Annotated in this window: 15 protein-coding genes and 1 pseudogene; 3 read left to right on the forward strand and 13 right to left on the reverse strand. The window is 54.3% G+C overall.

What is annotated here, in order from left to right:
- Positions 1-47 precede the first annotated feature (47 nt).
- Entirely contained in the window at positions 48-461 is a 414-nt protein-coding gene (locus L2731_RS15835) for a globin family protein (protein WP_249254463.1), read from the reverse strand.
- Positions 462-845: 384 nt separating this feature from the next.
- On the opposite strand from L2731_RS15835, the gene L2731_RS15840 reads away from it, so the two are divergent.
- Entirely contained in the window at positions 846-1,625 is a 780-nt protein-coding gene (locus tag L2731_RS15840) for a VOC family protein (protein WP_249254464.1), read from the forward strand.
- A 135-nt stretch (positions 1,626-1,760) separates the two neighbouring features.
- The gene (locus L2731_RS15845; RefSeq protein WP_160290138.1) at positions 1,761-1,937 is read left to right on the forward strand and encodes a hypothetical protein; all 177 of its coding nucleotides are present in this window, start codon (positions 1,761-1,763) and stop codon (positions 1,935-1,937) included.
- Positions 1,938-1,999: 62 nt separating this feature from the next.
- Here the strand turns inward: L2731_RS15845 and L2731_RS15850 are convergent, their stop codons facing one another.
- From L2731_RS15850 to L2731_RS15875, 7 genes and pseudogenes are all read right to left on the reverse strand, one after another.
- Positions 2,000-5,143 (reverse strand): efflux RND transporter permease subunit, encoded by a 3,144-nt coding sequence (locus tag L2731_RS15850; protein ID WP_249254465.1) that lies wholly within the window; start codon positions 5,141-5,143, stop codon positions 2,000-2,002.
- 8 nt (positions 5,144-5,151) lie between these two features.
- On the reverse strand, positions 5,152-6,654 hold the full coding sequence (locus L2731_RS15855) for an efflux RND transporter periplasmic adaptor subunit (RefSeq protein ID WP_415837080.1): 1,503 nt from the start codon (positions 6,652-6,654) through the stop codon (positions 5,152-5,154).
- Positions 6,652-6,876 (reverse strand): annotated as a pseudogene (locus L2731_RS19610) (heavy metal-binding domain-containing protein); the annotation flags it as partial. The gene L2731_RS15855 and the pseudogene L2731_RS19610, both read right to left, overlap by 3 nt.
- Before the next feature lie 23 nt (positions 6,877-6,899).
- A complete protein-coding gene (locus L2731_RS19570) occupies positions 6,900-7,439 on the reverse strand; it encodes a heavy metal-binding domain-containing protein (protein WP_283165105.1) in 540 nt (179 codons plus the stop codon).
- Positions 7,440-7,708: 269 nt separating this feature from the next.
- Complete coding sequence (locus L2731_RS15865; RefSeq protein WP_041508908.1) at positions 7,709-8,116, reverse strand: hypothetical protein; 408 nt, start codon at positions 8,114-8,116, stop codon at positions 7,709-7,711.
- 105 nt (positions 8,117-8,221) lie between these two features.
- The gene (locus L2731_RS15870; RefSeq protein WP_249254467.1) at positions 8,222-8,659 is read right to left on the reverse strand and encodes a DUF2057 family protein; all 438 of its coding nucleotides are present in this window, start codon (positions 8,657-8,659) and stop codon (positions 8,222-8,224) included.
- A gap of 128 nt (positions 8,660-8,787) precedes the next feature.
- Positions 8,788-9,300: a hypothetical protein gene (locus L2731_RS15875; protein ID WP_249254468.1), complete on the reverse strand. Its 513-nt coding sequence runs from the start codon at positions 9,298-9,300 to the stop codon at positions 8,788-8,790.
- Positions 9,301-9,616: 316 nt separating this feature from the next.
- Between L2731_RS15875 and L2731_RS15880 the strand changes: the two genes are divergently transcribed.
- The gene (locus tag L2731_RS15880) at positions 9,617-10,180 is read left to right on the forward strand and encodes a NapC/NirT family cytochrome c (RefSeq protein ID WP_249254469.1); all 564 of its coding nucleotides are present in this window, start codon (positions 9,617-9,619) and stop codon (positions 10,178-10,180) included.
- A gap of 297 nt (positions 10,181-10,477) precedes the next feature.
- On the opposite strand, the gene L2731_RS15885 is transcribed toward L2731_RS15880, so the two are convergent.
- The 5 genes from L2731_RS15885 to L2731_RS15905 are packed head-to-tail and all read right to left on the reverse strand — an operon-like array spanning position 10,478 to position 13,877.
- Positions 10,478-10,954, reverse strand: a complete 477-nt coding sequence (locus L2731_RS15885) for a thioesterase domain-containing protein (RefSeq protein WP_249254470.1) — start codon at positions 10,952-10,954, stop codon at positions 10,478-10,480.
- 5 nt (positions 10,955-10,959) lie between these two features.
- Positions 10,960-11,397 carry a D-aminoacyl-tRNA deacylase gene (dtd, locus tag L2731_RS15890; protein WP_249254471.1) on the reverse strand — a complete coding sequence of 146 codons (438 nt, stop codon included), beginning with the start codon at positions 11,395-11,397 and terminating at the stop codon, positions 10,960-10,962.
- A gap of 59 nt (positions 11,398-11,456) precedes the next feature.
- Positions 11,457-12,005 carry a type III secretion system chaperone family protein gene (locus tag L2731_RS15895; protein WP_249254472.1) on the reverse strand — a complete coding sequence of 183 codons (549 nt, stop codon included), beginning with the start codon at positions 12,003-12,005 and terminating at the stop codon, positions 11,457-11,459.
- A gap of 40 nt (positions 12,006-12,045) precedes the next feature.
- Positions 12,046-13,002 carry an alpha/beta fold hydrolase gene (locus tag L2731_RS15900; RefSeq protein WP_249254473.1) on the reverse strand — a complete coding sequence of 319 codons (957 nt, stop codon included), beginning with the start codon at positions 13,000-13,002 and terminating at the stop codon, positions 12,046-12,048.
- Positions 12,999-13,877: a virulence factor BrkB family protein gene (locus tag L2731_RS15905; protein ID WP_415837094.1), complete on the reverse strand. Its 879-nt coding sequence runs from the start codon at positions 13,875-13,877 to the stop codon at positions 12,999-13,001. The genes L2731_RS15900 and L2731_RS15905 overlap by 4 nt, the downstream gene beginning before the upstream one ends.
- Positions 13,878-13,896: the final 19 nt, after the last annotated feature.

The following is a 13,896-nucleotide window of genomic DNA, read 5'->3' on the forward strand; positions in this document are numbered from 1 at the left end:
TTAGCGCCTTTTTTATTGATATATACCTTTACGCTAACCGTGCTAATTTATCGCTCCAGAGCCGGCTTCATGGTATCTGCCACAAGATGGATCACCGCCACCCAGGCCTCACGTACCTCCCGGGTGTAGGCCTCGCCCAGTCCCGTCTTCAACGTGTAGAGCAGGGCATTGCCCACGGGGGTAAAGTGAGACTGTCTGACGCCATAGGCTTGGTGCCTTCGCGCCAGCTCATGTAGCTGAGGCACCAAGGCATCGAGATCTTTAAGCCCCTCCACCGCCGCCTTCAACATGGCCATCAGCTTACGCCCCTGAGACCGAATGTCCTGCTTAAACAGGGGCCGCAAACTTGGGTCTATCTGAAACAGGGCGTCGTAGAAAATCGCCGCTGCCTGCTCGCTGAGCGGCTCAACCTGTTTAAATGAGGTTTGTACAAGATCTATCTGGGTGGACGTCAGGCTCATCGAAGCTCCCTCTTCTTAATCACTATCTCTTCTTAATCACTATCTCTTCTAAATAGCTATCTCTTCTCAATAACTATCTCTTCTCAATAACTAACTCTTCTCAATAACTAACTCTTCTCAATAACTAACTCTTCTCAATAACTAACTCTTCTCAATAACTAACTCTTCTCAATAACTAACTCTTCTCAATAACTCTCCCCACAGCATAGACATAAATGGCAAAACAGGCTTAACTAAATTGATATCAAGACATATTTTTCATTAGGGAAGCTTGCGAAGAACTAGGGCCATTCGCTGCAAACTGTGCCTTGCATCTATCCACTTTAAGCACACGCAGTGCAAGCACGGGACTTATTCGCACCTTCCTTAGCAAAGGACTCAAAGATGAAGATTACTAGCTATCAACATGGCGACCCCTGCTGGATCGAACTGGCCAGTCACGAGGCAGCCTCGGGTAAACATTTCTACAGCGCGCTGTTTGACTGGCAGCTCAAGGATATGCCGATCCCCGACGGCGTCTATACCATGTTTGCCATCGAGGATGATGACATAGGGGCCATGTACCAGCTGCCGCAAAATATGATCGAAGACAAGGTGCCGACCCATTGGAGCATCTATTTCGCCGTCGACGATCTCGACGCCAGCCTAGAGGCCGTTAAGGCAAACGGTGGCCAGGTGATCCTCGGGCCCCACAGCGTAGGCGATGCGGGCAAGATGGCCCAATGCAGGGATCCCGAAGGCGCCAGCTTTTCTCTCTGGCAGGCGGGTGCGCATATTGGATCCATGCGTATGGGCGAGCCTAATACCCTCTGCTGGGCCGAACTCTGCTGTCGCGATGTCAATATGGCACAGGCCTTCTACACCCAGGTGATGGGCTGGCAGGTGCGCGAGTCTCAGATGGAAAACTTCACCTATTATGAGTGGTTACAGGGCGATCGCGCCGTCGGCGGCATGATGGCCATGACTGAGGAGTGGGGCGATACACCGCCACACTGGATGCCCTATATCATGGTAGACAACTGCGATGCCACGGTCGCTAAGGCCACGGAGATAGGCGGCCAGGTATGCGTGCCGCCGACGGATATTCCCGAGGTGGGACGCTTCTCTGTGATTAACGATCCCCAAGGTGGCACACTGTCAGTCATAAGACTCACCATGACTTAAATACCTAGTAGAAAAGCGCTAATCTTGAGTCTGGATGGGGATCAGGCATTGTTTTAACTCTTTGTTTTGGTTAGGTTCTAAACATTGCGAATGTATTTTGGCAATGTTGTTAACCACTAATCAGGGATGTAAACCATGCTTAAAAAATGGATGCCTATCATGGCGACGACACTCGTTATCGGCCTTAGCGGTTGTGCGTCAACCCAAGAATCTGAGACAGAAACTACCGCCGATAACGGCAGTAACAAGGCTAGCCAGCAATGCAAACGAGTTCGCTCGACAGGCTCTAATATCGGCCGCTGTCAGAAATAACCGTATTCAGATAGAAAAAAAGCACTGCCTTAGCAGTGCTTTTTTGTATCCGCTAAAAACACCTAGCCTTCGGCCGAATGCTTCAGGCGACGACCATAGATGAGCAGATAGAGGGCCGGCAGCACAAACAGCGACAGCAGCGGCGCGGTGATCATGCCGCCCACCATAGGCGCGGCGATCTTCTGCATCACATCGTTACCCGAACCTGCCCCCCACATGATGGGCAATAGGCCGAAGAAGATGGTTGCTACCGTCATCGCCTTGGGACGAATGCGCATCACGGCGCCCTCAATAAGGGCCTCCTTGAGATCCGCCACAAACTCGTAGCCGCCTGTCTCTTGCCTATGCTTGATGGCATTGTTGAGATAGACCAGCATCACCACCCCAAATTCGGCTGCTACCCCGGCGAGGGCGATCATCCCTACCGCCACGGCCACCGACATGTTGAAGTCCAGCGCAAACAGCAACCAGGTGCTACCCACCAGGGCAAACGGCAGGCTCAGCATGATGATAGAGGCCTGCAGTGGCGAGCCAAAGGTCATCATCAAGAGGATGAAGATCACCCCGAGGGCCATAGGGATCACCTTCTTCAGCTTGGCATCGACCCGCTGCATGTACTCATACTGGCCGGCGAAGCTATAGCTGTATCTCGGTGGCACCCTGAGCTCTTGATCCAGCGCCAATTTGGCCTCCTTGATGTACTCACCTATTGAGGTGTCTTGAATATCCACAAACACCCAGGAGATCAGGCGACCGTTCTCACTCTTGAGCATAGGCGCCCCGTCGGTGATCTCGATATCGGCCAGGTTACGCAGCGGCAGATAGTGGCCCGACTTAGTGATCACCGGCAGCTCCCTGAGCTTCTCTATGTTGTCCCTCAGCGCCCGCGGATAACGCAGATTGATCGGGTAACGCTCGGCGCCCTGAACCGACTCGCCTATGTCCATGCCGCCGATGGCGTAACGCACCACATCCTGAATATCCGTCAGTGTCATGCCATAGCGCGAGGCCACATCCAGCTTAGGCGTGATGTCCACATAACGACCCCCGCCCACACGTTCGGCGTAGGCCGACTTGGTATTGGGAAGCTGACTGAGGATCGCCTCGATGTCGGCCCCCACCTTCTGCAGCTCATTGACATCGGCGCCGGTGATCTTGATCCCCACAGGGGTCTTGATGCCGGTCGAGAGCATGTCGATACGTGTCTTGATCGGCTGCACCCAGGCGTTGGTGAGACCAGGCACCTTAACTGTCTTCTGTAGCTGGTCGATCACATCCTGCAGCTCGACGCCCTCACGCCACTCCTCCCTGGGCTTAAGCATTATGGTGGTTTCCAGCATGGTGAGCGGCGCGGGGTCGGTCGCCGTCTCTGCGCGTCCCACCTTACCAAACACCCGCTTCACCTCGGGCACCGTCTTGATCAACCTATCGGTCTGTTGCAGCACCTCGGCCGCCTTACTGGCACTGATGCCTGGCAGCGCCGTCGGCATATAGAGAAGATCCCCCTCCTCCAGCTCAGGCATGAACTCGCTGCCCATGTTAGTCACCGGATACCAGGCGCTGCCCAGTGCGACAACCGCCAGCAGCAGGGTGATCTTGGGGAAACGTAGCACCAGCTTGAGCGACGGCTTGTAGAGGGCGATCAACACCCGGCTGATGGGGTTGCTGGTCTCCTTGGGGATCTTGCCGCGAATGAAGTAGCCCATCAGGATGGGCACTAAGGTGATCGACAGAATCGCCGCCGCGGCCATGGCAAAGGTCTTGGTGTAGGCCAGCGGGCTAAACAGGCGTCCCTCCTGGGCCTCGAGGGCAAACACAGGCACGAAGCTGAGGGTAATGATCAACAGCGAGAAAAACAGCGCCGGGCCCACCTCGATGGAGGCCTTGGCGACTATATGCCAATGCTCCTTGTTATCCGGGTCGCGGCGATACTCATCCTTGAAGTGCTCCAGGTGCTTGTGCATGTTCTCGATCATCACGATGGCACCATCCACCACGGCGCCGATGGCGATGGCGATACCGCCGAGACTCATGATGTTGGCGTTAACCCCCATCTTATTCATCACGATAAAGGCGATCAGAATCGACAGCGGCAGGGTGATCACGGCAACTAGGGTCGAGCGAGCGTGCAGTAGGAACAGCAGACACACCAGGCCCACCACCAGCATCTCTTCGATCACCTTGTGGAACAGATTTTCTACCGACTTGTTGATCAGCTCAGATCTGTCGTAGGTGGGGATGATCTCCACCCCTTGAGGCAGACCCGCCTTGAGCTGTTCAAGCTTGGCCTTGACCGCGTCTATGGTCGCCAGGGCGTTTTCGCCGTAGCGCATCACTATGATGCCGCCTACCACCTCGCCTTCACCGTCGAGCTCGGCAATGCCGCGTCGAGAGGCTGGGCCCTTACGCACTGTCGCCACATCCTTGAGTAGCAGCGCCGTGCCTGATGGGCTGGTGACCCCCAGAGGGATCTCCCTGAAATCATCCAGGGTCTGACGATACCCCTTGGCGCGCACCATATACTCGGCCTCGGCCATCTCGATCACTGAGCCGCCCGCCTCGGTATTGGACTTGTTAATGGCATTCTTCACCGCGGCAATGTCCAGCTTGTAGATGGCCAGCTTGTCGGGTTCGATCACTATCTGGTAGGTCTGCTCCATGCCGCCGACGGTCGCCACCTCGGAGACACCGGCCACACTCTGCAGCTCGAGCTTGAGATACCAGTCCTGCAGGCTCTTGAGCTGGGAGAGATCCAGGTTACCCGAGCGATCCACCAGGGCATACTCATAGATCCAGCCCACACCCGAGGCATCGGGCCCCAGTGAGGGTTGAAGTCCTTGGGGCAGTCGGCTGCTGACCTGACTCAGGTATTCCAACACCCGTGAGCGTGCCCAGTAGATATCTGTGCCATCTTCGAAGATCACATAGACGTATGAATCGCCGAAGAAGGAGTAGCCCCGCACCGTCTTGGCACCGGGCACCGCCAGCATGGCGGTAGAAAGCGGGTAGGTCACCTGCTCTTCCACCAACTTGGGCGCCTGGCCTGGGTAAGGCGTCTTGATGATCACCTGCACGTCCGACAGATCCGGCAGCGCATCCAGGGGGGTCTTTCTCAGCTCCTGCACGCCCCAGACGGTGATCATCAAGGCGATGATCAGCACCATCAAACGCTGGGCGATGGAGGCCTCGATAATTTTCTTTAACATAGCGCCCCCTAGTGCTGATGACCGCTGCTAAGACGCATCAGGCTGCCCTTCAGGCTCGCCTCTGAATCGAGCAGGAACTGACCCGAGGTCACCACCTGTTCGCCCTCCTCGATACCGCTTAAGATCTCCGCCTTGCCCTGCGACATCATGCCGACGGTGACCTTGCGGGCCAGGAAGCTGCCATCACCCTGCTTGACGATGACGCGGTTCTCTTTACCCGTCTGGATCAGGGCTTCCTGAGGGATCACCAGCACATCCTCGTTCGGACCGCCGTAGATCTCTATCTTGGCCAGGGTATTGGGACGCAGGGCCACCTCGTTATTGGCCAGCACAATACGCACCCTAAGGCTGCGGGTCACGGGATCCAGCTCGGGATAGATGTAGTCAATCTTGCCCTCTATGCCCTTAAGATCCATGGCTGGCACAGAAACCTCTGTGGGTTGGCCTATGGCAAGCCAGCTCTGCTCATTCTCGAACACATCGGCAATCACCCACACCTTGGAGAGATCCACCACAGACATCACCTCTGTGGCGGGTTGAATATACATGCCATCACGCACGGTCAGCGCCTTGACGATACCGTCTGTCTTGGCGTAGAAAGGCACCCGGTACTGGGTCTGTTTGGTCTTGGCGAGCTGTTTAATCTGCGCCTGATTCATCCCCAGTAACTCCAAGCGTAGCCCCGCCTTACGTACTAGGTCTTGATAATTGCGGCTCTCCTTGGAGCTCTGCAGGCTGCTAAGCGCCAACAGGTAATCATCCTGAGCGTTGATCAGATCCGGCGAGTAGATCTCATACAGCAGCTGCCCCTTGGTGATCTTGTCGCCCACTGAATCTATGGCCAGCTTCTCTATCCAGCCGTTGACCCTGGCGTGCACATGGTTGATCTGGCTCTCGTCGTACCCTATCTGACCCACTGTCTGGACAAACTTCCATAGGGTATCTTTCTCCGCCTTGGCCACCTTAAGCGCCAGGGCCTGCTGCATGCTGCCAGAGACATCTATCTCAATCTGCTGCGCATCGGCCGACATCTCCACCTTCTCCAGATTCATGCCACAGATAGGACAGGTACCAGGCACATCGCTAACGATATGGGCATGCATGGGGCAGACATATTTGATCGACGGCTCACCGGTAAGGGGAGCAGGCTTTGCCTGGGCCAAGGGGTCGTGTTGGCTGTGATCCATCTCGGCCTGTGCCTTAGTGCTAATCGACTCCTCTTCCTCCTCGGCCACCAGGAACATGTTGCACTTGGGGCAGCGGCTTCCCGGCTCGTGGCTGGTCTCCTCGGGATGCATAGGGCAGACATAGGTCACCTCATGGCCGGCCGTCAAACTCTTCTCATTCGTCTCGGTTTCCTGCTCTACCAGGAACATGTTGCACTTAGGGCAACGGCTTCCCGGCTCGTGGCTGGTCTCCTCGGGATGCATAGGGCAGACATAGGTCTTCTGCTCATGCCCGGCCGTCAAACTCTTCTCATTCGTCTCGGTTTCCTGCTCTACCAGGAACATGTTGCATTTGGGGCAACGGCTTCCCGGCTCGTGGCTGGTCTCCTCGGGATGCATGGGGCAGACATAGGTCTTCTCTCCCGCCGCATGTTGGTGCGCCTCGTGTCCGTGGGCCGTGTTGGCCTCTAGCGCCTGGGTATGGCCCAGCTGCGGAGTCGCCACCATAAAAAGACTCAAAAGATAAGCGAGCTTTTGGCCTCTATTTTTCGAATTTACCTGACTCATAATGCCTCATCTCCACTCATAAACTAGTGATGCTTGTGGCCGCTATCGGCGCTCGCCACAGGCTCAAGGAACATGCCACACTTAGGACATGAATCCCCTTTCGCCCCCTTCACTTCTGGATGCATAGGGCAGTGATAGCCTTGCTTAGCCATATCGTGTTGATGCTTATGTTTAGGGCAGTTGTCGCATGACTTACCGGCCTTGGCCGTCTTGGCCTTTTCCAGGTTCATGCCACACTTAGGGCAGGTGTCGCCCTTGGCGCCTTTCACCTCTGGGTGCATAGGACACTCGTAACCGCCTGCCTTGTCGGCCTTAGCATGTTGATGGTGAGGACACTTGTCGCAGTCCTTACCATGGTGCTTGGCCGTGGCATGGTGCGCCGCGGGCTCCAGGTTCATGCCGCACTTAGGGCAGGTATCGCCCTTGGCGCCTTTCACTTCAGGATGCATGGGGCAGTCATAACCTTGTTCGGCCGCCGCAGCATGATGCTGCTCGGCGAAGGCCATTGGGGCCGTGCTCACAAAGATAAACGCAGTTAAAATCAGACTGATCAGGGTTTTCATCTATGGACTCCATCAAAGGATGACCGCATAACACGCGTAACGCTTACGCGACTTAAGCCTAAAACAGTTAAATTAAGCTAATTAATATGCGGCTAATATAATTCATTTTTCGTTAAACATCAGTGAAGTAAATATTGAGGCGCACCCGGCGAATGGAGAGTCTCCAAGACAGCGGGGTTAAATACGCCAATACACCTAGTAAAACGTTGATAAAAAATAGGTATATCGATTTAGACTCGGACGGCCCGTCTACCAGGCGCCACAGAAGATCAGGCGATCGGCGGTCGGAAGGCTGAGCCTAAAGAGATAGAGTGGAAATGAGGCATTTGAGTGGCCAGGATAGACTCGGAACCGGCTACGCCAGGCCAGGGCGTAACGGTAAACAGCGTGCCTGTCACAGAGATCACCATGCAGTGATTACAATCTCCCTTACAAAATCCTTTGCCTTCACAGCAATGCTGAGCAGCGGGAAGCACATTTTGCTCATCATCGCAGCAGTGAGATTGCATCTTTGCACCGTCATCATGACAGTTATCGCCATTATTCATCTGCATCATAGGCATTTCATCCGCCTGCGCGTAGGGGATCATCGCCATGCCATTAGCCAACAACACCTGGCCCAGCAAAGCGAGCAGTGTGAAGATGACTAACGTGTGATGCCTAAGCGTTTGACGCATGATGTAACCCTATAATGAGATGATCCAAGTCTATCACGATATCAAGATGAGGCCTTGATAAAACTCACATTTCCAATATATCAAGGTCATCTAAATCGAGCGGCATTACTTCGCCAGCCAGATCTTTTCCATCAACTCCTGATGGTTCATCAGGGTAAGCTCCTGCTGCCGACCATTTTGCGACACCAAGCGCGCCTTAGGTGCATCTATGAAGGCCTCTGCGTCCTGCTGACTCAATATCTCGGGCAACACCAGGCGATAGGCATCATCAGCTTTGACATCTAAGGTTAAATAGAGCGGCTGCGAGGTCACCCAGACACCGGAATCATCGGCGTTATCGGCAAAGATGTCGCGATAGACCAGCTCCACCAGCTGCTTACCCGAATCTAAGGTTAAGACACTCTGCTGATGACCTAGCTTAACGTCTCCACCTTGCACCTGTATCTCGTCGGGCAGAGTGAGGCTGGCGGCGCTGGCGGCGTTAACCATGGCTAGGGCAAGGAAAGTGCTAAGTGTGCTGGTAAAGATATGACGTGTTTTCATAATCGACTCCCATCAGGCATAGGCCTGACAAATTGGCAAATTGTTGGCCACGCCATATGAGGTTAGCGGCGCGGCAGATTCGTATTCGAGCTTTGTACGTGCGTGTTACGCGGGTTGAAGACGAACCATTAACCAATGGGAGGGGGTGATAGGGGGGTGAGATCGGCGGTCTGTAGCGACCAACCAGTGGTCACAATCAGACCAGACACAGGCTGAAAGGCCAATGATGGCACGCTGGCGCTCAGATTACCTAGGGTCGAGGCGCAGTGGGTCATGCAGTCGCCTGGGCCCATTGCGGCGCACAGAGCCTCGCAATCCACCAGCGAGTTGTCGCCGGACATCTTGCACACCTGTCCCTGATGAGACATCTGCATGCCGGCCTTTACGGCTTGGGTGACCTGTGTCATCTCCTGGCTCATGACCTGACTCATATTCTGAGCCATCGCCATATGATCGCCCTTCATCATAGACATGAGTGCACTGGGCATGGCCATGGCTGGTGTCAGAATAAACTGACCCAGTAGGGCGATGATCAATACAAACTTGCCGAAGATACGTGTCATATAAGCGAGAAAAACGTCATTAATTGAACCTGAATTACCATGATAGACAGGCGCCTTTAAAAAAGGTTCACTACCCATTAAATTATTTTTCCATTTCGCGAACAATCGTCATATTAGCAATAGATAATAACCCCATAAAATCCAACAAAATCATTACTAAATAGTAAAAGTTGCGACGAACTTGTCATGTCATGGTCTTTACTATAACTTTAGTAAATGCGCATATATTATGAGCGATTTCACAAAATCTTGCTTATGTAAGATAGAGTTAGAGCTAGCTCTCATTTTACGGTTTTAAAGCCAGATCAAGCGGCGTCTTCTGGTTATACTCTCAGCTACAGAGATGCATTAAATATAATAGATATAATAAACATATTATTTTGGAGATAGAGTGATGAACTGGCGTGCACTATTCAAACCTAGCGCGAAATACTCAATATTTGCCCTACTCGTGGTGGGTATTGTAGTCGGTGTTGTGGGCTACTTTGCGACACAACAAACTTTACATGCAACCAGTACAGATGAATTCTGTATGTCTTGCCACAGCAACCACTCTCTGAAAGATGAGGTGATGGCGTCGGCTCACGGCGGCGGAAGTGCGGGCGTAACCGTTCAGTGTCAAGACTGTCACTTGCCACACGGCCCGGTTGACTACCTGATCAAGAAGATCATCGTATCTAAAGATCTATACGGCTTCCTCACTATCGACGGCTTCAACACTCAAGAGTGGTTGGATGAAAACCGTAAAGAGCAGGCTGACCTGGCACTTAAATACTTCCGCGCTAACGACAGCGCTAACTGTCAGCACTGTCACACTCGTATCTACGAGAACCAGCCTGAAACCATGAAGAAGATGGCGAAGAGAATGCACGCCAACAACTTCAAGAAAGATGCTGACAAGCGTAAGACTTGTGTAGACTGTCACAAAGGCGTTGCTCACCCTTATCCTAAGGGATAATCCGCCAGCCTGACGGCAATCTTAGATTGCAATCTTGATCGAAAAACGCCTGATGATAGTCATCAGGCGTTTTTGTTTTTGCAGACCTAAAATGTGCGCCGCGATTGGCGACGCTGACAGACGCTAAGACAAGCTTATACCAATCACAGTAAACATGTGATCAGAAATAGCGCAGGAAAAACGCTTGAGAACAAAGCAGGATTTTTAGATAAGTAGTTATTCTACAATTAAAAATACTAATACAGTTATCGAGCGTTTTAACAAGCTAGAATGATCAATTATTTATTACGATTGGTATTATTTAGGCAGGCTCACATAGGTGCCCAGGAACTGGGCGCAGCACTGCTCGCCGCAGTAGAGGCTCACCTCTAGCTTCACCTTGGCCCGCTTACCTTGGCCTAACAGGCTCAGCTCCCCATCCTGCTCATTGGCCTTGGGCCAGGTCACCCGCGCCTGAGGCGATTCCCCCACGGGGGCTAGATAACGAATATCCGCCTTGCCTAGGACGATATCCCCTTCGACGCCAGCAAGTCGCTGCTGCAACCAAACCATGCCCCAGCCGGTCAGTGTCATCAGGGTATAGATGCTGCCAGCAAACATGGTGTGATGCAGGTTGATGTTAGGCGCCAGCGGCGCACTCACCGTCAGGGTCTGCCCTTCATAAGTTTTTGGGGCTATCTGCATGAAGGCGCTGACGGGGATCGTCTCATGCCAGGTGCGCTGCAGCTCGCCGAGTAGTTCCTCTATCTGTTCTGGTTCTTCTGCCTTAGACATAGTGATCACACCTGCAGATTAAAGGTGACCGGACCGTCGTTGATCAGGCTCACCTGCATGTCGGCGGCAAACTCGCCGGTCTGCACGGGCAAGCCCTGTGCGGCGCAGTAATCGACAAACGCCTCATAGAGGTGCTTCGCCTGCTCTGGGGTTCCGGCGCCGGAGAAACTCGGGCGCAGGCCGCGGCCGGTATCCGCCGCCAGGGTAAACTGAGAAACCACCAACAGACTCCCGCCCACCTGCTTGAGATTAAGGTTCATCTTGCCCTGTTCATCGCTAAACACGCGGTAGCTCATCACCTTGGTGGCGAGCTTCTCCATCTTGGCCTGGTCGTCTTGACGCTCCACGCCCAGCAAGACCAGGAGGCCCTTATCTATGGCGCCTATGGTCTGGCCATCCACATCCACCTTGGCCTGCTTCACTCTCTGTATTAAGGCAATCACTACCACTCGACTCCTATTGCTTAACGCTTATCACGGCTACGCCCGTAGCCCTTATACTTCTAGTTGGCTGACATCACGGGAATGGGTTTAATCAACTGCTCAGCGCTGTTGGGCAGGGCCTGCCCCACCCTGATTAGGGCATCATCTGTCCAGATAAGAAAACGGCGCAGCTCCTCCAGCTCCAGGGTGCCAACAAAGGTCGCCGCCCCCTGTACCTGAATCACCTTGCCCTCCTCCCTCAGGGTGAACTTAGCGAAGTTGAGCTTATCGTTCAGAGTGCCGATCAGCGCCACCAGCTCTTGGGAGCCTACCAGCTTAGGGCTCACCGCGTAGAAACGGCTCGCCAAGATACGGTCTATTCCCTCTGGATTCAGGCTTGGCTGCAGCACAAATTGATGATTCCCCAGCTGCACGCCCACCTTATTCGGCCCCACCTTCTTAGCCAGATAATTCTTATTGATCAGCGACACCAGCAGGGCATCTGTGGCCAGCTCATCGCTCATGCCGCTAAAATAGACCCGCTCAGGCACCGGCTGGGGCGTACGCTCGGTCGCCAACACATTAGTGCATACTACAAGCGCCAAAACGGCGATCAGTTTCTTCTTCATGATATCTGCTTCCTTTAGGCTATGACGCTTTACTTGTCTGTTACTTGTCTTCTTTACCGGCGGCCAGATAACGCCCCATCTGAGTCACCGCCTCGGCGACCGCCCGGCACATCTTGCTGTCGGCGAGGGTATGATAGCCCCCCTTCACCAGGCGTGACCTCAATAGGCTAGGACCGTGTTCCACCAGAAACTCATCCACCAGACGCTGCGGGCAGACCCAGTCCAGCTCCCCCTGCAATATGATGGTTGGGCAGATGAGATCCCCACCTACCTTCTTCATCAGCTGATAGCCGCCAAAATATTGATTGCGGGCATAATGCAGCTCCACTCTCGCCAAGGCTCCGCCCTGCTCGGCCAGGGCCTCGCTTAACTCGAAGCCGGGGACGGCCAGGGCCAGCTCCCAACGGAGCCAACGCCATACACTGCTACGGCGAACCTCGGCATCCTGATGGCTAAATCCGGTCTCGAAATGATCAAACAACTGCTCGAGAGACTCCCCATGTCCGGCGGCAAACTGGCGATACTCACCGGAGAAGATCTGCGCCGCGCCGCCCCGGCCATAAAGCCATTGCATCCCCTCATATGAAGGAATGAACATGCCCCAATAGATCTGTGACAGCACCCGCTCAGGATAGACGCAGCTATAGAGATACCCCAGGGTCGCGCCAAAGGAGCCGCCGAGCAGACACCAGGCCTCGACACCCGCCCAATGACGCACGCGCTCGATATCTTTGACCAGGCTGGGAAAGTCATTATTGGCCAGCTCGCCACAGGGCTTGGAACGACCCGCGGCGCGCTGATCCAGCAGGTAGATATGAAATCCGCGGTCGATAAACAGCCTCAACTCGAGGGGATTACAGCCGGCACCCGGCCCACCATGCAGATAGAGCACGGGAATGCCCTGGGGATCACCATATTGCGCCAGAAACAGGTGGTGCCCCTCGCCGACATCTATCCAATCCTGACGGATCAGCGGATGCGACTTAGCCGGACTCACCGCTTGGACTCGTCGAAATGCTCATCAGGCTCATCATCTGCCAGCTCCTTGTTCACCAGATCCATCAGACGCTTATCCAGATATTCAGGCATGGCCGCGGTGATCTCGGCGCCGATCAGGACGATGATCCAGGAGAGATACACCCAGACGAAGAGGATGGGTATGGTCGCCAGGGCACCATAGATGGCCTCATAGGCAGGAAATTCGGTGAGGTACAGGGCGAAGCCCTTCTTGCCCAGCTCAAACAGCAACGCCGCGACAATGGCGCCGAGCAGGGCGTGGAAAAACTTCACCTTGGTATTGGGCACCACCATGTAGATCAGCAGGAAGGTGGCAACCGAGAAGAACATGGGCAGACGCTCTACCAGGAGCGGCACCACACCACTGAGATCCGTGCCGCTAAACAGCTTGAGCGACACCACATAAGAGGTGGCTACCAGGCTGGCCCCCATCAACACGGGCCCTAAGGTCAGCACCATCCAGTACATGGAGAAGGAGACCACCATGGAGCGCTTCTCCGTGGTGCGCCAGATGCCATTGAGCGACTTGTCGATATTGGAGATCAGTAAGATAGCTACCACGACCAGGGCACCGATACCCACAGCCGTGCCCTTAGAGGCGTTGGCGACAAACTCGTTGATATACATCTGCACGCTATCCCCGGCAGAGGGGATGAAGTTGTCGTAGATGAAGGTCTCGATATGGCTGCGGATCCCCTTAAACACAGGGAAGGCCGACAGCATAGACATGGTCACCGCCACCATGGGCACCAGAGAGAGCAAGGTAACGTAAGCCAGGTGACCCGCCCGCATATTTATCTGGTCTTCCGCGACACGCTGCTTTAGATGTATCATGAACTGCCAGATACCCAGCATGATCGAACGAAGCAGGCTC

The sequence above is a fragment of the Shewanella aquimarina genome (assembly GCF_023349185.1).
In the GTDB taxonomy this organism is placed as follows: domain Bacteria; phylum Pseudomonadota; class Gammaproteobacteria; order Enterobacterales; family Shewanellaceae; genus Shewanella; species Shewanella aquimarina.